This is a genomic window from Saccharibacillus qingshengii, from assembly GCF_013185195.1.
Taxonomy (GTDB): domain Bacteria; phylum Bacillota; class Bacilli; order Paenibacillales; family Paenibacillaceae; genus Saccharibacillus; species Saccharibacillus qingshengii.
This window is the reverse complement of the sequence record NZ_JAAZWC010000009.1, coordinates 26,387-50,463: the sequence shown is the minus strand read 5'-3', so window position 1 is coordinate 50,463 and position 24,077 is coordinate 26,387. Positions and strand designations below refer to the sequence as shown.

At 59.1% G+C, this 24,077-nt stretch carries 17 protein-coding genes; 3 read left to right on the top strand and 14 right to left on the bottom strand.

The features are described from left to right. Nucleotides 1–847: 847 nt before the first annotated feature. Nucleotides 848–2,644 carry a response regulator gene (locus HRQ60_RS09790; RefSeq protein WP_172195633.1) on the bottom strand — a complete coding sequence of 599 codons (1,797 nt, stop codon included), beginning with the start codon at nt 2,642–2,644 and terminating at the stop codon, nt 848–850. A gap of 389 nt (nt 2,645–3,033) precedes the next feature. Beyond that, nucleotides 3,034–5,043: a sensor histidine kinase gene (locus HRQ60_RS09785; RefSeq protein WP_246281252.1), complete on the bottom strand. Its 2,010-nt coding sequence runs from the start codon at nt 5,041–5,043 to the stop codon at nt 3,034–3,036. 444 nt (nt 5,044–5,487) lie between these two features. Here HRQ60_RS09785 and HRQ60_RS09780 point away from each other — a divergent pair, with 444 nt between their 5' ends. Beyond that, nucleotides 5,488–8,817, top strand: a complete 3,330-nt coding sequence (locus HRQ60_RS09780) for an alpha-mannosidase (RefSeq protein ID WP_172195632.1) — start codon at nt 5,488–5,490, stop codon at nt 8,815–8,817. Between the two features lie 405 nt (nt 8,818–9,222). On the opposite strand, the gene HRQ60_RS09775 is transcribed toward HRQ60_RS09780, so the two are convergent. Further along, nucleotides 9,223–9,834, bottom strand: coding sequence for a hypothetical protein (locus tag HRQ60_RS09775; protein WP_172195631.1), 612 nt, complete (start codon nt 9,832–9,834; stop codon nt 9,223–9,225). Next, nucleotides 9,831–10,727 (bottom strand): hypothetical protein, encoded by an 897-nt coding sequence (locus HRQ60_RS09770; RefSeq protein ID WP_172195630.1) that lies wholly within the window; start codon nt 10,725–10,727, stop codon nt 9,831–9,833. The genes HRQ60_RS09775 and HRQ60_RS09770 overlap by 4 nt, the downstream gene beginning before the upstream one ends. Nucleotides 10,728–10,981: 254 nt before the next feature. Between HRQ60_RS09770 and HRQ60_RS09765 the strand changes: the two genes are divergently transcribed. After that, nucleotides 10,982–11,131 carry a hypothetical protein gene (locus HRQ60_RS09765; protein ID WP_172195629.1) on the top strand — a complete coding sequence of 50 codons (150 nt, stop codon included), beginning with the start codon at nt 10,982–10,984 and terminating at the stop codon, nt 11,129–11,131. Nucleotides 11,132–11,317: 186 nt separating this feature from the next. Here the strand turns inward: HRQ60_RS09765 and HRQ60_RS09760 are convergent, their stop codons facing one another. The 3 genes from HRQ60_RS09760 to HRQ60_RS09750 form a co-directional block, all read right to left on the bottom strand. Further along, the gene (locus HRQ60_RS09760; protein WP_172195628.1) at nt 11,318–11,845 is read right to left on the bottom strand and encodes a hypothetical protein; all 528 of its coding nucleotides are present in this window, start codon (nt 11,843–11,845) and stop codon (nt 11,318–11,320) included. A 105-nt stretch (nt 11,846–11,950) separates the two neighbouring features. Next, the gene (add, locus tag HRQ60_RS09755) at nt 11,951–13,030 is read right to left on the bottom strand and encodes an adenosine deaminase (RefSeq protein WP_172195627.1); all 1,080 of its coding nucleotides are present in this window, start codon (nt 13,028–13,030) and stop codon (nt 11,951–11,953) included. 172 nt (nt 13,031–13,202) lie between these two features. Continuing rightward, a complete protein-coding gene (locus HRQ60_RS09750) occupies nt 13,203–13,766 on the bottom strand; it encodes a DUF420 domain-containing protein (protein ID WP_172195626.1) in 564 nt (187 codons plus the stop codon). 185 nt (nt 13,767–13,951) lie between these two features. On the opposite strand from HRQ60_RS09750, the gene HRQ60_RS09745 reads away from it, so the two are divergent. Then, complete coding sequence (locus HRQ60_RS09745) at nt 13,952–14,917, top strand: DUF6612 family protein (RefSeq protein WP_172195625.1); 966 nt, start codon at nt 13,952–13,954, stop codon at nt 14,915–14,917. A gap of 173 nt (nt 14,918–15,090) precedes the next feature. Here the strand turns inward: HRQ60_RS09745 and HRQ60_RS09740 are convergent, their stop codons facing one another. The 7 genes from HRQ60_RS09740 to HRQ60_RS09710 form a co-directional block, all read right to left on the bottom strand. Then, nucleotides 15,091–15,702 (bottom strand): hypothetical protein, encoded by a 612-nt coding sequence (locus HRQ60_RS09740; protein ID WP_172195624.1) that lies wholly within the window; start codon nt 15,700–15,702, stop codon nt 15,091–15,093. A gap of 137 nt (nt 15,703–15,839) precedes the next feature. Next, nucleotides 15,840–16,262, bottom strand: coding sequence for an organic hydroperoxide resistance protein (locus HRQ60_RS09735; protein ID WP_141448126.1), 423 nt, complete (start codon nt 16,260–16,262; stop codon nt 15,840–15,842). Between the two features lie 253 nt (nt 16,263–16,515). After that, nucleotides 16,516–16,794, bottom strand: a complete 279-nt coding sequence (locus HRQ60_RS09730) for a GNAT family N-acetyltransferase (RefSeq protein ID WP_172195623.1) — start codon at nt 16,792–16,794, stop codon at nt 16,516–16,518. A 54-nt stretch (nt 16,795–16,848) separates the two neighbouring features. After that, nucleotides 16,849–18,192 (bottom strand): S1C family serine protease, encoded by a 1,344-nt coding sequence (locus HRQ60_RS09725; RefSeq protein WP_246281251.1) that lies wholly within the window; start codon nt 18,190–18,192, stop codon nt 16,849–16,851. A gap of 14 nt (nt 18,193–18,206) precedes the next feature. Continuing rightward, on the bottom strand, nt 18,207–19,772 hold the full coding sequence (locus HRQ60_RS09720; protein ID WP_172195622.1) for an FxLYD domain-containing protein: 1,566 nt from the start codon (nt 19,770–19,772) through the stop codon (nt 18,207–18,209). Nucleotides 19,773–19,793: 21 nt separating this feature from the next. Further along, nucleotides 19,794–20,576, bottom strand: a complete 783-nt coding sequence (locus HRQ60_RS09715; protein ID WP_172195621.1) for an NAD-dependent epimerase/dehydratase family protein — start codon at nt 20,574–20,576, stop codon at nt 19,794–19,796. 193 nt (nt 20,577–20,769) lie between these two features. After that, nucleotides 20,770–23,889, bottom strand: a complete 3,120-nt coding sequence (locus tag HRQ60_RS09710; RefSeq protein ID WP_172195620.1) for a PAS domain S-box protein — start codon at nt 23,887–23,889, stop codon at nt 20,770–20,772. Between the last annotated feature and the right edge of the window lie 188 nt (nt 23,890–24,077).

Genomic DNA, 24,077 nt, shown 5'->3' with positions numbered 1-24,077 from the left:
TATCGCCTGCCTCCCGTCTCGCCACCCGCCTTCGACACTTTCTATTGTGATTGAAAGCGCTATCTTCCAACAAGTTGAATAATGTTAGATTCAGGTGGACAAAGTAAAGAAAAGCCCCTTTTGGGGGCGGGAAAGGACTGCGGAAGGGGCTCGGCGGGAGCGGCTGCCGGGAACCCGGCGGGCGGGCAGGCAGGGGCGCGGCCGAAGCGGCTTCGGGAGAGCGGTGCATGGGCAGGGAACAGCTTCGTGCTCGGCGGAGTGGCAGGCGCGCGTTCGAAGCGGCCTCGGGGGAGCGGTCGGGTGACAGGGGCACGGCTGAAGCGGCTTCGGGAGAGCGGTGCATGGGCAGGGGACAGCTTCGTGCTCGGCGGAGTGACAGGCGCGCGTTCGAAGCGGCCTCGGGAAAGCAGCGGAGTGGCAGGGGCGCGTTCAAAGCGGCCTCGGGAGAGCGGCGGAGTGGCAGATGCGCGCCGGAAGCGGCTTCGGGAGAGCGGTGCATGGGCAGGGAACAGCCTCGGGGCTCGGCGGAGTGGCAGGGGCGTTCGAAGCGGCTTCGGGAAAGCGGCGGAGTGGCAGATGCGCGCCGGAAGCGGCTTCGGCTAACGGCCCGCGCGATCGCACACCCGGTCCGGATGCTAACGGAACGAGGCGGCGCTTAGAACGGGATTTGAGCGACGGTAAATTTTTAACGGAACGAGCAGACGCTTAGACGAGAAACGCGGGGGTTTTGGGCGCGTTTCCGACCCTTTTTGGCTTCTAAGCGTCTCTACGTTCCGTTAAATCTTCGGGCAGCCGCGAAAAAGGCCGCTAACGGATATACGATCCGTTAGCGGCCGGCAAGCCCAAATCAGCCGTCGCCTCCGTAAGCGCTGCGCAGTTCGGTCGGCGACAGGCCGGTATATTTCTTGAACTGCCTGTAAAAATACGAATTGTCCGTATACCCGACCTCCGCCCCGATCTCGGCGGTTCGGCGGTTCGTATGCAGCAGCAGCGCCGTCGCCCGGTCGATTCGGCGCCGGTTGAGTACATCCGAGAAATTGCCCCCGGTCTCCTGCTGGAACAGCTGCCCCAGATAGTTCGGGTGCAGATCGAGCCGCTGCGACAGCGTCTTGAGCGACAGTTCTTCCGCGTAATGGTCGCGAATCTGCTCCAGCAGGAAAGCGACATGCGCGCTGTGCGCGGGTCCCGCCGCGGCCTGTCCGGCACCTGCCGCCGAGTCTCCGCGAAGAAAGAGGCGGACATGCCGCCGCAGTTCTTCCAGCGTACGGATACGCTGGAGCGGCGCGTAGAGGCCGCCGTAATCCGGCTCCGCGGGTTCGGCTGCGCCGTCCGTGCGGACCGATTCCAGCATGAGCCGTACGGCCGTGTTCACCGGCTCGCGGCGGGGCAGCCATTCGGCGGCTTCCGCAGCGCCGCCGAGCAGCCGCTCTTCCCAGGAGAGGGAAGAGCCCTGCGGTTCGGGCGCGGTATCCGGCCCGCTGATCCAAAGCTGCCGCTCCCCCGCGGGGAGCAGGCGGCGCAGCTGGGCCTGCGCCTCTGCGAAGCTGGCGTGCACGCCGGCCATGTCCGGCGAAGATCCGCCGCCGGCCAGCCAGACGGCGGCTCCGACCCGTCGGCCGAGCTCCCGCGCAGCCTCGGCCACCGGGTCGTCTTCCGGCAGCGCAGCGCCGGAAGACGCTTGGCGCGGCGTTCCGGCCGCGCTGCGACAGCGAATGCAGACGATATCGTCGTCGGCATCCGCGAAGCAGATCGCCGCCGCGCCCGGCTCGGCGGCGGCAAGCAGCGCCTCGCAGATTTCGGCGAGGCACGAAGGCCGCACAGCGGCGCTGTCGGCGGGCATACCGCCCCGCCCGGCTTCTCCTTCCGCCCATTGCTCGGCGGCGTCCCCCGCGGCGGGCATACCGGCCCGCCCGGCTCCTCCTTCCGCCCATTGCTCGGCGGCGTCCCCCGCGGCGGGCATACCGCCCCGCCCGGCTTCTCCTTCCGCCTGCCGCTCGGCGGCGTCCCCCGCGGCGGGCAGCCCGGCCCGCCCGGCTCCTCTTTCCGCCTGCCGCTCGACGGCGTCCCCCGCGGCGGACTCGGCGCCTCCTTCACCTACCAGCACCCGGATCACATCGACCCGATACTCGCCGCAGTCGGTCGGAATCTCCAGCAGCACCGCCCGCTGCAGAAGTTCTTCCCGGCCGATCTCGCCCTGCGTCCATCGGACGAGCACGTTGCTTCGCAGGACCCGGCGGTCTTCTTCCTGCCGGACCCGGCTTGCTTCCTCGCGCTCCCACACTTCGCCGATCCGGCGAACAGTCGCTTGCAGCTCTTCGATATTGATCGGTTTGAGGATGTAGTTCTCGATGCCAAGCCGAATACCGACTTTGACATACTCGAATTCCTCGTAGCCGCTGAGCACGATAAAGCGCATGTTCGGATGATGCTTTTTGAGTTCGGCGATCAGCTCCAGTCCGTTCATTCGGGGCATCATGATATCCGTGATCACCAGATCCGCGCCCGTGTCCCCCAGACGTTCCAGCGCCTGCACCCCGTCCCCCGCCTGGCCGCAGGGCTGCAGCCCGTATTTCTCCCAATCCAGAATCGACGACATTCCCCGTGCGATCAGCGGCTCGTCGTCGACGAAAAATACCGTACGCATACCCGTCCCATCCTTTCTTGTACACTCCGCAAATCCCATAACGTCCCAGAAGCAGTTATTTTAAAAGCAGCCGTTCCTGTCCCCGAAATAACGGCACACCGACAGCTATTTCCTGCCAAAGCGAACAAATCAGCCCTACCTTTTCGAAATAACGGTTGTCCTGCAGTTAATACGCTGGATTCGCTCTTTTTCAAGCAAATAACGGTTCTTATGCAGTTAAATGATGAAGTTAACGGTCTGGCATCTCGCCGTTGGGATCTCGCCGCTTCTCGCTCATCTGTTCGGTCACCGATTGTCTTTCGCCGTGCATTTTCGCCGTCGATTTTCCATTTCCCCACAACGCGTACCTCTACGCCTGCCTGCCGTCTACTTCCTCCGCCACTCTCCGTTCAACCTTCGGCCGGCAGGACCATCCTCACCGTTGTTCCGGTTCCTTCCGTGCTCTCCACGGATACCCCGTATTCTTCGCCGTAGTTCATCCGGATCCGCTCGTGTACATTGATAAGGCCGATCGAACGATGCTCTTTGTCGGGAGCCGGGGCGCCTCCTTCGAGCATGAGGCGAATCTCGGCCAGACGTTCCGGCGCGATTCCGGTTCCATTGTCTTCGACTGCGATCTTCAGACGCCCGGCTGCGGCCTCCGCGCGGACTTCGATACGGTTGTCTTCGTCCAGCGGACGGAAACCGTGCAGAATGTAATTCTCCACCACCGGCTGGACAAGCAGCTTGACCATACGGCAGTCCGCCGCTTCTTCCGCCACCGAGATCCCGATCTGCAGTTGGCCTTCGTAGCGGATCCGGAACAAATCGAGATACATCGAGCAGATCTCGATCTCCTCGCGCACGGTGACGATCGTACTCTTCTTGACCAGACTGCGGAACATAACCGACAGGCTGTAGATCATTTTGCCGACATCCTCTGCGCCCATCGAATAGGCTTTCATCCGGATCGATTCCAGGGTGTTGTACAGAAAATGCGGATTGATCTGCGACTGCAGCAGCGCAAGCTCCGCGTTTTTCTGCCGAATTTCCGAGGTGTACACTTTATCGATATACGTCTCCAGACGCTCGCACATCGCATTGATGCGCTGGGCGATCTGCTGCAGCTCATCCTCGCCGGGCATCTCGATCCGCGTGGACAGATCGCCGGCGCCGATCCGGCCCATCGAGCGGATAATCCGCTGGACTTTCTTGGAATGCGAGCGGATGATACCGGCTGCAAGGCCCAGACTGGCACCCGCGAACAGGAGCGTCCCCAGAATAAGGGCGCCGCTCAGCCCGGCCATGCTGCGGTCGACGGCCGCACCCGATACGACTCCCAGTACGGACAGACCCGATCCCGCCACGCTCAGCTCGTTCGTCCGGAACGCTCCGCCGGGCAGATCGCCTCCCGCTTCGCTTGCGCCGTCCGATTCATCCGGCCGATACGGGTAGACCTCACCCGTATAGCGGGCTTCCGAATCGTAGAGCACCGTCCCGTCCGCCGCCAATACGAGTACCTGACCTCCGGCGGCAGGCGCTTGGCTTTGCAGCAGGGCTTCAAGCTTCGCGGAATCGAATTCGACAACCATCATCCCGATTCGCCGAAGCGTCCACGGGTCCTGAAGTTCGCGGGCGTACATATAGCGTCCGGATTTCGGCTTGTCCGGCGCAGTTCCGGAGCTTTTTGCGCTATCTGCTTCTGCTTCTGCAAGCCCGGCCCCGTCCGGCGGGATTCCGGGAAGAGGTCCGGCGTTCACGCCGCCTGCGGCATCCCTTTTTTCCGCTGCCGCGCTCTCCTGCTCACCGCCGATCGCTCCTTCGCCTACTCCGCCGTTCCCCGGCACTTCCCCTTCCGGTATGCCGCCGCCCGGCGGCACGCTCCAGAATCCCGATCGGCCGTTCGCGGCCCACTCGCGCCACGGCAGGTCGGAACCGCTTTCAAAATCAATCCTGCGGCTGCTTCGCCCCACATACATCGAGAATCCCCGCGCATAACTGTACACGGACACGCTGCGGACCGACGCATCCTGCTCCATATAATTTTTGACGGCCAGATCGAACGTACGGCTTCTCGAACCCTGGCTGTCCGCGAATACGTTAAGCCGGTAGCCCAGATAGTCTTCGTAATCATGATTCAGAAAATAGATCATATCGTCGCTCACCGTGCCGTCGCTGTACACCTGCCGAAGCAGATTCTGCATATATTCGTACTGCCGGTTCAGGTAGAGGCTGAGCACATGCGTCGTCTTGAGATTGGCATCCGTCTCTTCGCGGATCGTCCGCTGGTATTGGTACTGGTACATCAGTCCCGCCGCAAAAACGAACAGAACCACCGCCGCCACCGAGTACAGCAGCACGATCCGGTTGAACATTTTCCGCTTCAGATGATTCAGGTAAAATCTGCGAACAGCGCGCATACCGCTCCCCTTCCCGCCGGCTCAAGGGTTGATCGTCCGGTCCGTTCTTTTCTGCGCACAGTGTACCACCGGCGTTTGCCGGCGGCAAACCCATTTGTGTCGATGTCGCAATATTGGTCATTTTTGTCGCGAATTCCGCTTTAAAAAAAGTCCCACTTCCGCTTATAATGGCCTTGATGATCCCCCAAGATCGCTTCAGCTTCTGCAAACTCCGGCACATTTACGCGTAAACGGCGAAGATCCCCGGTCTTGTCGCAGACCTGCCCGCCTCCGGCCGTTTGACAATCGCCCAACTACCCGAGCGTTTATCTAAGCGCCCTACTACCTTGTCAACACTAAAGGTAGGAATACGCTCCCCTGAATCGCACCAGAAGCGTGTGCGTTTCAGAGAAACGTAAACCTGTGATTAAGAGTTGAAAGGGTACTACAAGGAGGTTTTTTCCTATGTTTTTGACCGAAGCCAAACTGCGTTCCCGCCTACACGAGCTGGCCGATTACCGCTACCGCGACCGGATGCCGATCCCGGCGTTCCGCTCCATGGAAGATACGCGCAAAGAGATCAATCCCGAGATTCCCGCTCCGGCCGATTACGACGGTACGCTCAAGATTGGCGACACGTGGAGCGGACGCGACCTGTACCTGTGGCTCCACGCCGAAGTGGACGTGCCGGGCGAATGGGCCGGACGCCGCATCCTCGGACGTTTCGATCTGGGCGAGACCGGCGGAGGCAATAATTCCGGTTTCGAATCGCTCTTCTATCTGCACGGCAGGCCTTACCAAGGCGTCGATTCCAATCACCTGGAAGTCTTTTTCAACGAGGAAACGGCCGGCACCGCGGTGCCCCTGACGCTGCGCCTGTGGTCCGGCCTCGAAGGCGGCGGCGTGCAGCGCGACCAGACGCACGGTATCCGCATCGCGGAAGTGTGCTGGCTCGACGAAGCGGCGGACGACTACTATTACACGCTGCTGGCGGTTTCCGAGACGGTGGCGGTGCTCGCCGAGAATCTGCCGGAACGCTCGCAGCTGCTCAAGGCGGCGGACCGTTCGCTGCTGCGGATCGACTGGAACGCGCCGGGCTCCGACGCTTTCTACGAGTCGCTGCGCGAAGCGCGCGATGAGCTGTCCGGCGCGATCGACGGGATGGAGAAGCATTCGGCGGTCGAGATCACGGCGGTCGGCCATACCCATATCGACGTGGCGTGGCTGTGGCGGCTCAAGCATACGCGGGAAAAAACGGCCCGTTCGTTCTCGACGGTCATGCGCCTGATGGAGCTGTTCCCCGAGTATACGTTTCTCCAGACTCAGCCCCAGCTCTATGATTACGTCAAAACCGATTATCCCGAGCTGTACGCGGACATCAAGGCGCGGGCGGCGGAAGGACGCTGGGAAGCCGGCGGCGCCATGTGGCTGGAAGCGGACTGCAATCTGACGTCGGGCGAGTCTTTGGTGCGGCAGATCCTGGTCGGCACGAAGTTCTACCGGGAAGAATTCGGCGTCGAGTCGGATTACCTGTGGCTGCCCGACGTGTTCGGCTACAGCTGGGCACTCCCGCAAATTCTCAAAAAATCCGGTATCCACACGTTCATGACGACGAAGATCAGCTGGAACCAATACAACCGCATGCCGCACGACACGTTTATGTGGCGCGGGATGGACGGCACGGAGATCCTGACGCACTTCATCACGACGACGGAACCGTGGTCCGGTCCGGGCTCGTGGTTCTACACGTATAACGGCAACATCATGCCCAAGACGGTTCAAGGCAGCTGGGACGCCTACCGCGACAAGGAGATGAACCAGAAGCTGCTGTTCTCCTACGGGTACGGCGACGGAGGCGGCGGGGTGAACCGGAACATGCTGGAGATGCGCCGCCGGATCGACCGGATGCCGGGCCTGCCGAAGATGAAGACCGGCAGTGCCGGCGATTATTTCCGGGAACTGCGCGAGACGGTCGAGCAGACCGACAGCTACGTGCACACCTGGGACGGCGAGCTGTATCTGGAATACCACCGCGGCACCTATACGAGCCAGGCGTACAACAAGCGCATGAACCGCAAGCTCGAACTGCTGTACCGCAGCAGCGAATGGCTGAGCGCGCTGCATGCCGTGACGGCGGAAGACTGGAATCTGTATGCCAAAACAGAGCTGGACGAAGGCTGGAAAATCATCCTGCGCAACCAGTTCCACGACATCATCCCGGGCTCGTCGATTCGCGAGGTGTACGAAGACAGCACGATCGAATACGCGGAAGCGCAGCGGCTGGGGCTGCAAGCCCGAAGCGCCGCCGAGCAGGGGCTGCTGGCGGGCAAAGTGCAGATCGAAAGCCAAGAAAACGAGGCGGCCTCCAAGAGGGAAGCGGCGGCAGACGTGCGCGGCCCGGAATCCTTGGAAGGAACATCAGGCGTGAACGCTTCGTCTCCTGCGCCGGGACGCTATACGGTCTGGAACTCTTCGCCGTGGGCGGAGAGCGGGCTGATCGAGATTCCGACCGCGGACACAGACGGCGTCCATGCAGGCAGTCCTGAAGGGCAGTCACCGGGCGGCGTCTGGAAAAACCATCTCGGCGAGCCGCTGAACGCGCAGGTTGCAAACGGCAGCTGGCTCGTCGAAGCTTCGGCGGTCCCTGCGCTCGGCTATGCGGAGCTGACGTTCGAGCCGGGCGGATCGGCCAATCCGGCATCGGCGGAACCGGCCGGACCGTTCACGCCGCGCCAGAGCGGCGTCTCGACGCCGTTCTATGAGCTGGACTGGAACGAACACGGCCAGCTGACGCGGATCTACGACCGCGACGAAGACCGCGAAGTGCTGGCTTCCGGTCAGCGCGGCAACGTCCTGCAGCTGTTCGAAGACAAGCCGCTGGCGCACGAAGCCTGGGACGTCGATCTCTTTTACCAGCAGAAATCGTGGGAGCTCTACAATCTGACGGACATCTCCGTAATCGAGAACGGTCCGCTGCGCTGCGTGATCTCCTTCGTCTGGGAGACGGAAGCTTCGCGCATTGAGCAGCATCTGACGCTCTACGCGCACGACCGCCGCATCGACTTCAAGACGACGGCGGACTGGCATGAACGCCGCGTCCTGCTCAAAGCTTCGTTCCCGGTACAGGTCCGCGCGACCGAAGCGACGTACGACGTGCAGTACGGCAACGTCACGCGGCCGACGCACTGGAACACAAGCTGGGATATGGCCCGCTTCGAGACGGTCGGCCACCAATGGGCCGACCTGTCGGACAAAGGCTACGGCGTCAGCCTGCTCAACGACTGCAAATACGGCTACGACATCAAGGACAACGTGATGCGGCTGTCGCTGATCAAGTGCGCGCAGCATCCGGACACCGAAGCCGACCAAGGCGCGCACGAATTTACGTATTCGCTGCTGCCGCACGCCGGCGACTGGCTGGCCGGCGGCACGGTCCCGAGCGCCTGGGCGCTCAACGATCCGCTGCGCGTCTCCCCGGGCGCGCCGGCTCGGGCGGCCCTGTCGATGTTCCGCCTGGAGAACGCGGCGGAACGTGCAGGCGGCTTCGCCGAGCGGCCGACGGCCATGATCTCGGCCGTCAAGCGCTCCGAAGACGGCGGTTCCGTCATCGTGCGCGTGCACGACTTCTCCGGCAGCCGTCGGCGTCTGACGCTCGCCAGCGATCTGACGATCGCTTCCTGGCAGGAATGCGACCTGCTGGAGCGGCCGCAAGGCGACCGGCAGGCCGGAACGCCGATCGGCTTTACGCTTGAGCCGTATGAGATTCGCACCTTCGCGATCGAGCTTCGCGTCTGATCGATCAAGCGGCATCGGCCAAGTTGTCCCGATAGCCTGATAGGCGGTCAGCCGAATTCCCGCGGATAGAAGTCTAATCCGCGGCGCATGGCTGCGGAAGACAGAACAGCCCTGAACTTGTCCATCCGGACAAATTCAGGGCTGTTGCTGTTATGGCGGATAGCTTCCGTGTATCTTGTGCATCGCTTCTCCGCCAGTACCTTGTCAACGCTAAAGGTAAGGTTACACCCCCTTCAAACGCACCTAAAGCATGTGCGTTTGAAGGGAACGTAAACCTCGGATTAAGAGTTGACAAAGTCCTAGTACCTTGTCAACACTAAAGGTAGGAATACGCTCCCCTGAATCGCACCAGAAGCGTGTGCGTTTCAGAGAAACGTAAACCTGTGATTAAGAGTTGAGAAGGTACTAGATCCGAATATCCAGCCGATGCTGCGGGTCCGCTTCGTCCAGATCCCGGCCCGCCCGCCGAAATCCGTGCAGCAGCTGCACGAAAGCGATCAGTCCGACAAACCCCACCCCCAACAAAATCGCGAACAGACCCGGAATATCGAAGTTCAACAAGAACGGGGACAAGATCATCATCGGAGCGCTCGAGACAAAATAAAGCCACCAGGCTCCCTGCATCTGTTGGTCCAGGCCCGCCTCGCCCTGCTGCTTCGCCAGCCGGCATATGCCTTCGCACAGCAGATAGATCAGCAGCATCAGGGCGAAATCGCCCAGCAGACTGGTCAGCCAAATATCGGACCAAGAGCCGGCTTCCACAGTTCGGCTTTCGAACAGCGCCTGAAAACCGCCTCCGACCGTTCCCGGGTCGAATACAGCGGGAATCGATACCGCCGCCAGCAGCACTGCGATCCATTTGCCGACACGAAACAGCGGGATCGCCTTGTCTATTCGGGACATCCCGTAAGCGACAAGCAGATACCCGACCGGGTCGATCAGCAGGTCGAAGCCGATCCGGATATCGAGCAGCACAATCAGCATGCCCCAGAACATATTGCCGAAAGCCGCTTTCATGATTCCTCTCTCCTCTCCTTGATGAACCGCCGAATCTGCTGTTCATCCGGATAAGGCGCGTAGTCTACAAACACGGACAGGATACGGGAAGTTCCATCGGAACTCTCGGTCCGGATCCGCGGCATCAGACGGTACACCGTTGCCCAATCGTCATCGGCTTGGTCCAGGAAGCGGTAACCCAATTTCGTCGTTCCGCCTTTTTTTAGTTCCATCGGAAATTTCGCTTCCCCGAGCAGTGAACCGCGCCCCCATTCTTCCAAAGGCTGATCGAAGTCCCACTCCCCGACTTCGTCGCCCCAATACAACTCCAAGCGGCTGCCGAGTCCCACTTCGAATCCCGTATCCACGCCGGTAATTCGCAGGTCTTCTTCCGCCTGGAGCGTCGATTGGCCCTCCTGCCCGTTCGATGACATACTCTGGGGAACCGTCAATACCGGCTCAGCGGACGGACGGGGATACAGATGGATTTCTCCGATATTCTCGGTCGAACGTGTGCCGTCCGCGTAATCCACTTCAATCTGCTTGAATACGAGCGGCCAATCGGAGCTGCGCGCGGTAAAGCGGACATCGTCGGCCGACTCCCCCGCCAATTGGACCGTATATTTAACCAGTTCCTGATTCCGGTATGAACTGCGCGAAGATACGGCGATCTGCGCACGTTCCAATCCGGGAATCCGAATCTGCGCGATCTGCTGTTCCTCCTCGAGATTTTCCAGCACATACAGATCGAAAAGCGTACCTTCATCGTTCTCCGTTTCGATATAATGGGTCAGAAAAACAGGCTTCTCCAGCTGCCCTTCCCGGTAATAAGCCAGATTGAAGATCCAGCAGGCAGCCGCAGCGACGGCCAATCCCGCGAAAATCCAATAAAAAGTTCGATGATTGCGAAGCAAAGGCTCCCCCTCTCCGGAAGCGCCGCTTCCTCTGTTTGTCCTATAAACGTATCCGGCAGACTTTTCGTTACGCAGCTCCGGCTTTTCCACCGACGCAATTCCGTCAAATTTAAAGGATTATAATGAAAATTCTCTTTTTTTTGCTGAATCGCTCGTTGCATTTTACTTAAAAGTATGGATAATAGGAATTAGAAGATGTGATAATGATTATCATTCCTGCACGGCGATTTGACTTCAAAGGAGCGCACCCTCGTATGCAACCATCGACTTCAAGAGTGAATCTCAACTTCGACGATTACCTGGTTCTGCTTAACGTGGCCGTTCAGGTCGGCGACAAGAAATGGCAGAAAGAAATCACGCGTAAACTCGAACGCATCATGCGTTTTGAAGGGGCGAAAGCCTAATAGAACCGGAATAAGCCGCACAAGCTGTCACGCGGCCGCAAAAAAAGGAATCTCCCCGTGGAGATTCCTTTTTTCTTATTCACGCGAACTGCCGCGGTATCGTTAGGCGGCGCAGTTCACCCGGGCGGCCGATCCCGAATCTGCCGCGGCGGCGAACCCGGGACCGGGATTCTTGCCCTGTACCCTTCAGTGTGCGGAATCGGTCTCGATTGCCGCCGAGCGGATCGTTACCGCTTCCGTGTCGGCGAATTCGGCCCGCACGGTGCCGTAGGCTTTTTTGCCGATCAGTTTGATGACATTCTCGCCTTTGGGCAGATCCAGAATAATCGGTTCCCCGTCCGCTTCCGCCCCGGCATCGGCCAGTTTCACCACATCCCCGCCCGGTAGAATATGGACGACTTTGCATTTGCCGTTGTCGATGCCCAATGCCAGTTCCAGCGTAACCTGGGCGGCTTCGGGCGCATCTACCGTCCAGAGCGTCTGCTTGCCGGTAAACTGTCCGAAATCGAACGCTGCGGTCCCTTCTTCGATCGTTCCTTCCCGGAAATCGAAGCTGTAACGGTCTCCGCTCTGCGCAATCAGCTCGTTGCTGCCGTAAATCTGCTGCTCGGCCATCGATTCCCGAACCGTGCAGCCTGTCAGCATGATCATGCCAACCAGTCCAAGCAGAAGCGTTTTCCATTTCGCCCGTTTGCGCCATTTCCGCCTAATCATGACAAAGCGCCTCCTTATTGATGAATACATCCGACTGGGGTTTGTCTACCCAGTCTACATCAAAAGAAAGCGCTTCATTGTGATCTTTCCCGCAGCATTTTCCGTTTATCCGGCGGCCGATATCGAAGAAGGAGCTGCCGACGGCCGCAGCCCCAGCAGAGCGAACGCCTGCAGGAACTCGGCGCGTAGACGTTCCTTGTCTGCAGCCGGCAAGAATGCCGCATCAACCCCGTTCAGAATCAGCGAGGCGATCTCGGACGGCGTGAAGCCGAACTTCTCGATCAGCACCGTGTACTCCTTGACCAGCGACGTATCGGATACGGTCAGATTATCGGTATTGATCGTCAGCTTCAGGCCGGCATCGAAATACTCGCGGATCGGATACGTCTCCCAACTCTCCATGGCTTTGGTCTGGAAATTGCTGAGCGGGCACATCTCGAGTACGATCTGCCGTTCGCGCACCAGATTCAGCACGTTGGGATTCTCGCGCAGCCGCACGCCATGTCCGATCCGGGAAGCGCCCAGGCGCACAATCGCTTCATGAATATTGTCGGCGCCGCCCGCTTCGCCCGCATGAATCGTTACCGGCATATCCAGCAGCTGGGCGTATTCGAATACGGCACGGTGCAGGTGGGCGGGGAAAGCCGCTTCCGGGCCTGCGAGATCGACAGCCGCCAATCCCTGCTCCCGGAAAGCGGCGGCGGCCTCGATGACTTCCATATTCCGGTGCGGCGAATGATGGCGCAGGCAGGCGACGATTCCGCGGGCGGTCACGCCGAAGTCCGCTTCTCCCCGCCGCAGTCCCCGCAGCACCGCATCGATCACTTCTTCGCAGCTCAATCCTTCGGACCGATGCAGCTGCGGACCGAAGCGGACTTCGATATACCGGCAGTTCTGCTCCGCAGCCTGTTCCACCACTTCATAAGCAATCCGCTCCAGTACTTCTGCTTGATGGAGAAAACCTGCCACGAAATCGAATTTTTCCAAATATTCAACTAAACTTCCGCATTCTCCTGTCACCTTCATGAAAGGAGTTAAGTCTTCGGCCCGGGCGGCAGGCAGCTCTATACCCTGCTGCGCCGCGATCTCCCACAAGGTCGATTCGCGGATACTTCCGTCCAAATGCAGGTGCAGATCGACTTTTGGCAGGTTGTGCAGCAGTTCCTCCAACAGATTGTTCGGCATAAAACTTCCTCCTTTTCGCCTCAAGGCATTGGGATGATAATTGGGGTGAGCGATAGATATTGTCATGTTTTATACCATAATTGACCTGACATCGGCAACTATCAAAAAAAGCGTATCCGCTTAACGCGGATACGCTTCTTCTTCCGAGCAGACCTACCATCTTCGGAATCGGTCAATAATACGGAGCCATGAACAGATACACGATAACGCCCGTCGAGCTGACATACAGCCAGATCGGCATCGTCCAGCGGGCAATCTTGCGGTGCTTCTCGACCTGCATCGTCCAGCCGAAGACTACGGTGAACAGTGCCAGAGGCACGATCAGAGCGGCCAGAATGCTGTGCGAGATCAGGATAAAGAAATAGATCGGGCGCAGAATGCCTTCTCCGCCGTATTTCGCCGTTTCCGGAGAAATGTAGTGGAACGTGAGATAAGACACCAGGAAGAGCAGGGTCGAGACAAAAGCGGCCATGATAAAAGCTTTGTGGACCGGAACGTTCTTGCGGATGATGGCGATCAGCGCCGACACCAGGAAGATGAAGGTGAAGCTGTTGAAAATGGCGTTCAAACGCGGGAAAATGGTCAGGTTGAAATCTACACTGCCCTGATAGCCGATCGGCGAGAAGAACAGCAGCAGGATGATAATGTTGGCAACGACGGATACGGTAATAATCAATCCGGCAAAGCTGCGATTCGTGGTCGAACGGTACTTGTCGTTCTCCTTGGGTGAGCTCATAAGGGCGCATTCTCCTTCGAATTTGTCGTTTACCATTATATCGCGCCAAAGCTTTAATGTTAAGTGACAACAATTTGAAATATTAAGCCCTGCCCAAAAAACCCTCGGGAAAAGCTTCAACTTTTTACTTCGCGAGCCTAAAATGGTAAGGTAATAAGTATCGCACAAGTCGAAAGGGGATCATCATGTACTCGGCAAAACAAAACCGCAATCGGCATTACCTGGCCAATACGCTGAAAATCAGCGCCCTCTCGCTGCTCTTGTTCTCGGCAGCCTGCACGGCGGACAGCGCAGCGACCGACAAGGAAAAAGAAAGCAAGCCGTCCGGCGAAACGACGCAAACCGCCGCTTCGGTCTACGATCTGGCTCTCAAAGAAGCCCAGGCGCTGGAAAGCTACAAGATCGAATCGAAAACGAACTATACGGTCGAACAGCCGGCGGCCGAAGGTGCCAAAGCGCCCGATCCGATGGAAACGGCTATCGATATCTCCGGAGACGTCATCGCGAAGCCGGAAGCCCAATACGGGCTGAAGATCGATACCTTGTCCCAGGGACAGCAGGGTACGACCGAGATCTATGCGGTCGGCAGCGAGCTGCACACCAAGGACGCCGCAGGCGCCTGGAGTACGCAGAGCCTCGAAGGAGCCGAAGAAGAAGTCTCGATTACGACGGAGATGCTTGATCCGGCTCCGCTGATCGAAGAACTCGGCGCTTATAAGGAAAATCTTAAGCTGGCCGAAGACGATGCCGCTTATACGCTGACGTACGAAGCGAGCGGCGAACAGGCGAGCACGCTGATCGAACAGGCGCTTGGACGCCAGCTCGGCGACTCGAAGCAGTCTTCCGAGCTCTCTTCGCTGTTCGAAGGCGGTTCCGAAGGAAAAGTCAGCTACAGCCTTGTCGTGGACCGGAAATCGAACCAGCTGACGTCCACAAGCGTCAAAGTCGACACGACGCTGCAGGTGAACAAGCAGTCGCTGCACATCACGGCAGGTTCGGACAGCGCGTATTCCGCACAGAACGCGGTCGGCGAGATTGCCGTTCCGGCGGAAGCGACAGCCGATGCGGCAGCTTCTAGCACAGGCGCAGCCAAGGACAAGGATGCCGCCGAAACAGGGGCAGCCGAGAGCACGGATAAGTCGGGCGAATAACCCGGGGGAATAACCGTCGTTCTTGCCCGAATCGCCCGGGAGCAGGCCATATTTTCCTCCCGGGCAAAGATTCATCGGTTCGCTCAGCAAAAAAAGGACAGTCCCAAGCCGCAGGTACGGCTTCGGAACTGTCCTTTTTGAGCGGTATGCAGACGTTGAGACGCTGCGCCTGCTCACCGGGTCGTCTCTTCTTCGATCCGAAAAGCGACCAGGGTCAGCACTTCGCGATGCGGCGCATAAGGAACCAGCCGCTCACGGCTTGCGGTATAGGTTCCGCCGCGGTGACGAGTGCCTGCATCGTGCACGATCAGATATTCCGTGCCGTCGTCTTCGATCCGGTAACCGCAGCCGACGGTCCAATGGTAGTCGAAGAGCGGACGGTCTCTCCAGCGCAGGGAGAACCATTTGTCGAACTTGACCGCCACAGGGCGGCCCGCGTCGATCTCCGCCCGGTAAGCTTCGAAGCCGTGCAGACGGCGCGTCACCGGAAAGCCCGGCAGACCGCTCTGGCGCAGCCTCATCTTGATCTGCCGGCGCAGGCCGAGGGCAAGAACGGGGGCGCTCATCCCGATCGGCGTTCCGAAGCAGGCGGCGTACATCGCATTGACCGCCTCGGCGGGCTCAGCCGGCAGACGGGCGAACGGAGTTCCGCCGCGCTCGGCCAGACGGCGTTCCCAGAACCGCACCAGCCCGGCAATCGCTGCCGGACCGCATGCGGAAGCGGGAGACCGGATACCGGTCTCCCACTGGGTGTAAGGCTGAATCTCTACCTTGACCTGCCGCATGTCTCGCCCTCCCGCAAGGCCGCAGACTTCCGGCCTCCCGTATCCGTTTCAACCGGCATCGGCGCTTCCGTGCTGGACGGAAGCGCCGACGGTTCGGATGCCAAGCTTCGCAGCCGCATCCGACCTTTATTTATAGATTAGACGATATTCAGAGTCACATCAATGTTGCCGCGAGTCGCTTTCGAGTACGGGCATACTTGGTGAGCCGCTTCAACCAGCTTGTGAGCCGTTTCAGAATCAACGCCCTGGATGCTTACGTTCAGCGTCACTTCAAGCTTGAAGCCGTTATCGGCTGCGTCTTTGAGGATCGACACGTCGCCGGTTACGCTTGTACCGGTCACTTCTTTCATGCGCTGCATGCGAATGACCATGTTCAGTGCGCTGTCGAAGCAGGCGGTGTAGCCGGCAGCGAACAGCTGCTCAGGGTTGGTTCCGTCTCCGCCCGGGCCGCCAAGGCCTTTCGGCGTCTTCAGGCTGATGTCGATGATGCCGTCCGAAGAAGTAACCTTGCCGTCGCGGCCCCCTACTGCTGTTGCTGTTGCGGTATACAATGCGCTCATGTGAATGATCTCCTTTTTCTGTTCGATTTGTGTTTTTCCGAATCCATATTCAATTGCTTACAATCAAATTGTATTCTATTTATATGATAAAGTCAACATTGTTTGCAACTTAATTTGTGAACATTTCGCAAAACCCTTTTCCGGCCGGGCAGCCTGCAGCGTTCCTACGCAAATAAACGGACGCCGCAGTTTGCCGGCGTCCGTTTATGGCTTGACTATGGTTCCGTTCAGAGCAGAGCTGCCGGTCAGCCTTTTACTTACCGGCCAGAACGTCCGCGTATTCCGGCTTGCGCTGGAACAGCGCGTTCGCAAACGGACAGACCGGATCGATCTTCGCTCCCGTATCGCGTGCCAGTTCCACGACACGCTCGACCAGCCTCTCGCCCGCTTTTTGACCGCGCATGGATTCCGCTACAAACGTATGGTCGATCATCAGGATGCCTTCTTCGCTTGGCATATACGTCACTTTGCCTACTTCCTGTCCGTCTTCGATCATCACAAATCCGTTTCCTTTTTTCTCGATATCCGCCATGTGCATGCCCTCCTCGTTTGATATGGACAGGTGCCGGTATTCCGGCGAACCCGCTTATTCGTACTGCGATTCCCCGCTCAAGATCTGGAGAACCTCCGAAGCGTCTCCCGATCCGTACCCGACTTGATAGAGCAGGTCGTAGACCACGGCGGAAGCTTCCGCTCCGTCTTTGCCGCGTTCGTCGGCCGTAATCGAGACGTACACGCTGACGGTGCCGTCCGCGTTTTCGACGCCTACGCAGTAATCCAGATATACGCCGAGCGTATCTTGGTAGCCGGCGGCGAACTTCTCATACGACTGCTTGGCCTGCCACTTGGGTCCCAGCAGATCGTAAGCGGTGCGATAATCCTTGAGGGATACCGCGTCATAGAACGCATACAGCACGTCTTCCGCCGCATATTCCAGCTCCGTACCTTCGGAAGCTTCTTCGTCCGTGTACTCGTCGCTGTACTCATCCGTATATTCGTCCGTGGAACCGGAATCGTCTTCGGGCACAACCGAATCGTCGTAACCGTACTCCGGTTCCGGAAGCACTTCCATCGGATCTTCCGACCACTCCCGCGCCGAATCGACGATATTCACCACCGGAATACTGAACCCGATCCCGCCTTCGTCCGTTACCGCCGAGTTAATGCCGAGTACCTGTCCGGTCGTCCGGTCGACCAACGGCCCGCCGCTGTTGCCCGGAGCGATCGGCGCCGAGATCTGATACAGTCCTTCATAATAATAAGGCTCAATATCGAAAGTCCGATCCACCCCGCTGACGATTCCCGTCGTGACCGTGTTCTGCAGCCCCAGTGGACTGCCCAGCGCCAGCACTTCGTCGCCGATCTCCGCTTCCGCATTCAGTTTCAGCTCCAGCGGCTCCACGCCTGCCAGATCTTCTACCCGAACGACGGCTACGTCGGTCTCTTCGCCGATTCCGATGACGGTTCCGGCCATCTCTTCGGAACCCGATGTCGTAATCGTCACATCGGTGAACCCGGCCACCACATGCGCATTGGTCAGAATATCGCCCTGTTCGTTATACAGAAACCCCGAACCGATCGAACCGTCCGACGTCTCGATCATCACGACTTTTTCGCCGACGGAAGAGATGATTTCTTTTAGCGTACGTCCATCTTCTTCGCCGCCCTGCCCCTTGTCCGCAGGAGTATCGGAATCGGGTTCCGGCTTCTGCTCTTCGCCCAAGGCCGCCGTTTCGTCGGCGGGTTCCTCCGGGGAAACATCGGTCCCGGCCGAAGCCGACGCCGCAGTGGCGCTTGCGGGGACTTCGGCCAGCAGTGCGCCGTTCCCGCCATGGGCCGAATAGCTCCGGTGAATGGCGTAAGAACCCGCGGAACCGGCCAGCAGAACGGAAGCGCTGACGATCACGCTGATTAACGTTTGTTTTTTCAACGCCGTTTCCCCCTCTACTTTCTGTACCAACTCACGGAATCGATAATGACGGTCGCTCCGTCTCCCGCAGCCTCGACTCTGGCCGAGAACGAAGCGGTATCTTCCGGTTCGAGAACGTTTGGCAGGACCTCGGTCCAGTCCTCCCCAAGAAACGTGCCTTTGGCGTCATACGTCCGGAATTCGATCAGCAGCTCGTGCATGGGATGGTCCGAAGCGTTGCGGAGCACTCCCGAGAAGAGAAGCTTTTCTCCGGAGGTGCGCTGCTTCAAGCCGTCCAGTGTCAGCTCGCCGGTTCCCGCCGACAGCTCGGAACCCGACACATAGAGCAGTTCCGAATCGACAGGTTCGCTTTCCGAGGCCAGCGACGAGATCTGCTTCTCGAGCTCGATCAGCCGTTCCGCTTGGGGGACGTAGCTTCGGGCTTCGTCGACCACCGCCGCCGCTTCGTAATAGCTGCCGCTCGCGATCGCCTGCTCGGCTTCGTCTCCGCCCACTTCCACGATTCGGTCGTTGATCAGCTCAAGCACGGGTTCTTTGTCCACGGCCGGATAAGTGGACGCCGTCTTCAGAAGTCCCGTCAGTTCGTCCAGCGTATCGGCCTTTTCCGCATCGCTGCGGATTCCGACCAATTCCACTTTCTCGCGGACTCTGCCGAGCCTCTCCCGAATCCGGTCGTATGCGCCGCTCTTCAATCCGGCAAGCTCCTTCTCCACTTCGGTCAGGATTGCCGAAGCGCCGGAGGAATCCGCCGTGCTCAGCAGACGCTGGGCTTCGCTCAGGCGGTCATCCAGCCGGCGGATATTCTGCACCGTCTCCAGATCGAACCGGATCCCCGAATCGTCCGGGCGTTTCGCCATAGCCTGCTTCAGCCGCGATTCGGCGATCTCGTAATTGCCTCCGAGCGCGGCATCGGCTGCCAAACGCTGGATTTCCGTCGTTTCGGTACGGATCTCCCGTTCGTAATTCACCTGCCACAGCAGCGCTCCGGCGGCACACACAGCAAGCAGAGGCGGTGCAATCCAGGCCCCAACGCTTCTTCGGCGTTCCGGCCGGCCGGCCGTACGTCCGGGCGGCTGGGAAGCCGCGCGGTTCCCGGGATCGCTCGCCGGCAGGGGCTGACGGAAAGTCTGGGCGGGCGAAGAAACAGGTCGCATCTGCGGCGGCTCCTCTTCGTCCGTACCGTAACGGAACGTGTCCGCTTCGCGCGTGACGGCTCCTTGGGTCAGCCGCACGGCTATCGGTTCTTCGACAGGCGGGGGAACCGGTGCTTCCCGGGCCTGCGAATAGCCGCCGCGCTGCCGGGCAGCCTCTTGGTCTCCCGTGTCGGCCGCCCGCGGAACACTGCGCGCTTCCGGCTGCGCTTGTGCGGTCCGTTCCGCAGGCGGAAACGATTCTCCGGCTTGTTCCGGGCGGTTCGGAGACGAAGCCGGGTTCTCCGGCTCCGGCACACGGTCCGCCGTATTTCGCTCCACAGGCTCTTCTGCCTGCGGATAGACCGCCGCCTCCGGCTGCTTCGCCCCGCAGCTGCTGCAAAACCGGCTGTCTGCGGACAGTTCTGCCCCGCATTGTATGCATCGCATCGCTTTTCCCCCTCGCTTCGCCTATTGGCGAGTCATTCCCCCGCCTTGAAGCGGCAGTTCGTCGTCTTTTAATCCGCCGTACAACCGCAGCGCTTCCTCGCGCAGAGCAGCCGCATCATCCTGCGGTTCGTAGCCGATCAGCTCTTTCAAGTAGCCGATATCGTAATAGTTTTCGGTATTGGCGGAAGTTCCGTACAAACTGAGAAAATCGATGGATGAATCGGCTTCGACGCAGCAGGCAAACAGGGAAGCCAGATCCCGCTCGGAGATCCAGATCTTCATGGCCCGCTTCGAAGCCGGCGGACGGTTCCCGGGATAATTGCCGATCCGGATATTGATCGAGGAAATCCCGTGTTTGTCGGCATACAGGCGTCCCAACAGCTCGATATAGCATTTGCTCAGGCCGTAGAAGCTGTCGGGACGGTAAGGATCTTCCGGCTCCACCCGTTCTTCCGACGAATAGAATCCGGTCGCATGGTTGGAGCTTGCAAACACTACCCGGCCGACTCCGCATTCCCGGGCCGCTTCGTAAATATGGTAAGCGCCCGTTACATTGACAGGCAGGACCCGGCCGAGAAAATCTTCCCGGTCTTCCGCCCAGCCGATATGCAGGATCGTATCGATCCCCCGCGCCGCTTCCCGGACCGCCTCGGGATCCGTCATATCGAGCGGCACAATGCCGCGCTGCCGATCTTCTTCCAGATCGGTTGCGACGATCTCGTAATGTCCGCTCTCCCGAAGCTTCTCCGCGACACTCCAGCCTACCTTGCCGGACGCACCGGTAATCAGCAGCTTTTTCTTCACGGTTCTTCCTCCCTTGCCGGTTATCGATTAAGCATCATTACCCACAAAAGGGGGGAAGCGCGACGCCGTCGGCAAACTTTAATCCGCCCCGAACATTTAGAGGCTTTCCCGGACGGCAAAATCCGGACGCCGATTGCAAAAAACGCCCCGCAAGCCTTCGAAAAGGCTCGCGGAGCGGCTGTGCGGCACGGCTTCACACGCCTGTGCGGGCGATCCTTCTTTTCCACTTTTCAACCAGCGATTCGACCTCCGCGGCAAACAGCGGCTTACCGATAAAATCCTGCATCCCCGCTTTGCGGCAGCTTTCGCGGTTTTCCCGTTCCGTAAAAGCGGTCACGGCCACGATCACCGGTTCTTCGTCTCCGTAATGCTCCCGAATACGCAGGGCGGCGGCCAGGCCGTCCATTTCCGGCATTTGAATATCCATAAAGATCAGGTCGTACCGCCGGAGCAGGGCCGCTTCGACCGCTTCCCTCCCGTTTACTGCCAGATCGCAGACGCACCCGAACTTCGTCAGCATTTCTTCCAGCAGACGGCGGTTGACGGGATGGTCTTCGGCAATCAGCACGTACAGCTTACCAGCGGAAGAAGCCGAACCCGATTGGGCATCCTCCGCTTGCTGTTCGCGGGACTGCTGCATCCGTTCCAACTCGGCTGCAGCGCCGTTCGACTCGTTCAACTCTTCGGCCGGAATCTTGAGCGGAAGCGTGAAGTAGAAGTTCGATCCTTCCCCTTCCCGGCTCTGGACTCCAATAAAACCGTCCATCAGCTCGATCAGCTTCTTGCAGATCGCGAGGCCGAGTCCCGTGCCGCCATATCGGCGGCTGATCGACGGATCGATCTGGGAGAACGACTGGAAGAGCAGGTTCTGCTTGTCCGGCGGAATGCCGATTCCGGTATCGCGCACCGACACTTCCAGCATCAATCCGTTCGGGTGCTGGAAGAATCCTGGCTCGATCGTAATCGCGACTCCGCCTTCGTCCGTGAATTTGATCGCGTTGCTGATCAGATTCACCAGCACCTGACGAAACTTCACCGCGTCTCCGATCAGCACTTCCGGTACGGAAGGAGCAACCTGGGCCGTCAGAATCAACCCTTTCTCCAGTACCCGGGGCGTGAACAGATCGATCGCCTGATCCAGCAGATGCCGAACCTGCATCGGTTCTTTGTTCAACACCATTTTGCCGGCCTCGATCTTGCTGAAGTCCAGAATTTCGTTCAGGATATGCATCAGGCTCTCGCTGCTCTGGGCGATGATATCGACATAAGTGCGCTGCGATTCGTCGAGGTCCGTCTCGCCCAGCAGCGTGGTCATGCCCACGACGCCGTTCATCGGCGTACGCAGCTCATGGCTCATGATCGCGAGAAACTCGGACTTCGCCCGGTCTGCGCGTTCCGCCGACTCTTTGGCCCGGATAATTTCGGTTTCGCCCGTAATATCGGTAAAGACGACAACCGCTCCTTTGCGTTCGCCCTGATCGTAAAGCGGCGTTACCCGGTACGAAGCGAGAAAGCTGGAACCGTCGCTGCGCCAAAAGACGGAATCGATATCCTGATGCGATTCCCCTGTCCGCAGCGCATGCATCAGCGGCGAGTCGTACGGATCGTAGCGGATCCCGTCCTGGCTCGTCTGCTGAATCGAAGACAAGTTCAAACTGTCCAGCGCTTCGCTCGGACGACGACCCAACATCTGCGCGCCTGCCGGATTGATAAAGACCACGTTCCCGTTCAGATCGGTTCCGAAAATCCCTTCGGAGACGGAATTGAGAATCAGCGTATGCTCGTAGCTGAGCTTCTCGATCTGCGCCAGATGGCGTTTGCGCTCGGTAATATCGCTGGCGATTCCGTAGGCGCCCACGATTCGTTCATCAACGATGATCGGCGTATTCGTCACGCTGACATCGACCTGGCTTTTGTCTTTGCGGATCAGACACACTTCGTAGGTCTGCGCCTCTCCGCGCTTCACTCCTTCAAACCCCGCTTCGATCCGCCCGCGATGTTCCGGCACCGCAAGCTCCGCGATCGACAGTCCGATCAGTTCGCTCTCTTTGTAACCCGTCAGATTCTCTTGGCTGGCATTCACCGTGACATAGCGACCTTCCAGATCGTACGCGTAGACCCCGGACGGATTATAATCGAACAGCGATTTGTAGCGCTGCTCGCTCTCGCGGATCAGGTTCTCGATGATCGACTGCTTGGTCACATCCTGGGTCATTCCGATCAGCCGCAGCACTTCCCCGTTCGTACTGTGCCACAGCTCGTGCCGAACCTGAATCGTCTTGACCGTCCGGTCGGACAGGACAATCCGGTACTTGATGATCGGTCCGGCTTTGCCTGCCAGCATATCGGTCACATAATTCTCCACAAAGGCCCGGTCCGAGGGATGAATGATTTGCAGCAGGGAATGGGGATAGCTCTCGTCTTGTACGACTTCGTTGCCGAAAATGCGCATCGTTTCCTCGGAATAATGCAGGCGTCCTTCCGCCAGATTCCATTCCCAGGAGCCGATATGCGCAATGCGCTGCACTTCGTCGAGCATGTCCTCGTACATCTTGCGCGTCGTGACATCCCGGCCTACGCCCATGATCGTATCGGATTCTCCCACGCGCCCGCGCAGCACCCGGAACATCGTCTCGAACCAGAGATAGCGTCCATCCTTATGCCGGATCCGGCGCATGAAAATCTGGCCCTGTGCATCTTCGATCGACAGATTCGAAGTCGCCTGCAGCTCTTCCGGATGATAGAATTCAGACCGGTGCCGACCGATCATCTCTTCCGGCGCGTACCCGATCAGCGTCTTCACGGACGGGGAAGCATACAGCAGGATCCCGTCCATCGTCGTCTGCGTGACCAGTTCTCTCGTACTCTCCGTAAGGACGCGATAGGCGTCGCTGCTCTCCATCAGCCGTTCCCGATCTTTATGCTCATTGGTCATATCAAGCGAATGAAGCAGAATCTTCGCCTCGACGTCGCCGGGTTCCGGTTCCAGTACGGCCATATGAAAAGAAATCCAAACCGAGCTGCCGTCCGGCCGTCTGTACAACCGTTCGAACTCCTGCGATGCCTGCGGATCCGCGATCGCCGCGCGAAGTTCCGCATCCGCTCGCTCCGACTCCGGCGCCGCGTCGCTCTGCAGCAGTCCGATGAACTCGGCATCCTGCAAATCTTCGGACCGCAAGCCGAGAATCCGGCCAAATTTGGCATTCGCGTACAGCAGACGCCCGCTGCCCACCACGAGCACGGCGATACCGACCGGAGACTGCCTATAGATTCGTTCGAAGAGTGTATGTTGCTGTTCCGGCTGCTTGCTCATTTCAGTTCCCCTCGTTCTGCCGCATATTCCGCTTCGGCGGCCCAAATACTGCCGATTTTCCGCGCGCGGTCATTTACCAATAGTATACATTTATTTTTTTCGAATCCAAACCCTTTTTGATTGTCGGATTTCGTCGAAAAAAGATTTGGCCGCAAAGGGGTTCGGTCTATCGGTTCGCGGCCTTCTCG

What these genes read in the sequence shown, in the direction of transcription:
- HRQ60_RS09780 (WP_172195632.1), top strand. Translation starts at nt 5,488, where the DNA reads ATGTTTTTGACCGAAGCCAAACTGCGTTCCCGCCTACACGAGCTGGCC.
- HRQ60_RS09775 (WP_172195631.1), bottom strand. Translation starts at nt 9,834, where the DNA reads ATGAAAGCGGCTTTCGGCAATATGTTCTGGGGCATGCTGATTGTGCTG.
- HRQ60_RS09735 (WP_141448126.1), bottom strand. Translation starts at nt 16,262, where the DNA reads ATGAGCGCATTGTATACCGCAACAGCAACAGCAGTAGGGGGCCGCGAC.
- add (WP_172195627.1), bottom strand. Translation starts at nt 13,030, where the DNA reads ATGCCGAACAATCTGTTGGAGGAACTGCTGCACAACCTGCCAAAAGTC.
- HRQ60_RS09785 (WP_246281252.1), bottom strand. Translation starts at nt 5,043, where the DNA reads ATGCGCGCTGTTCGCAGATTTTACCTGAATCATCTGAAGCGGAAAATG.
- HRQ60_RS09710 (WP_172195620.1), bottom strand. Translation starts at nt 23,889, where the DNA reads ATGAGCAAGCAGCCGGAACAGCAACATACACTCTTCGAACGAATCTAT.
- HRQ60_RS09750 (WP_172195626.1), bottom strand. Translation starts at nt 13,766, where the DNA reads ATGAGCTCACCCAAGGAGAACGACAAGTACCGTTCGACCACGAATCGC.
- HRQ60_RS09745 (WP_172195625.1), top strand. Translation starts at nt 13,952, where the DNA reads ATGTACTCGGCAAAACAAAACCGCAATCGGCATTACCTGGCCAATACG.
- HRQ60_RS09790 (WP_172195633.1), bottom strand. Translation starts at nt 2,644, where the DNA reads ATGCGTACGGTATTTTTCGTCGACGACGAGCCGCTGATCGCACGGGGA.
- HRQ60_RS09730 (WP_172195623.1), bottom strand. Translation starts at nt 16,794, where the DNA reads ATGGCGGATATCGAGAAAAAAGGAAACGGATTTGTGATGATCGAAGAC.
- HRQ60_RS09740 (WP_172195624.1), bottom strand. Translation starts at nt 15,702, where the DNA reads ATGCGGCAGGTCAAGGTAGAGATTCAGCCTTACACCCAGTGGGAGACC.
- HRQ60_RS09720 (WP_172195622.1), bottom strand. Translation starts at nt 19,772, where the DNA reads ATGCGATGCATACAATGCGGGGCAGAACTGTCCGCAGACAGCCGGTTT.
- HRQ60_RS09760 (WP_172195628.1), bottom strand. Translation starts at nt 11,845, where the DNA reads ATGATTAGGCGGAAATGGCGCAAACGGGCGAAATGGAAAACGCTTCTG.
- HRQ60_RS09765 (WP_172195629.1), top strand. Translation starts at nt 10,982, where the DNA reads ATGCAACCATCGACTTCAAGAGTGAATCTCAACTTCGACGATTACCTG.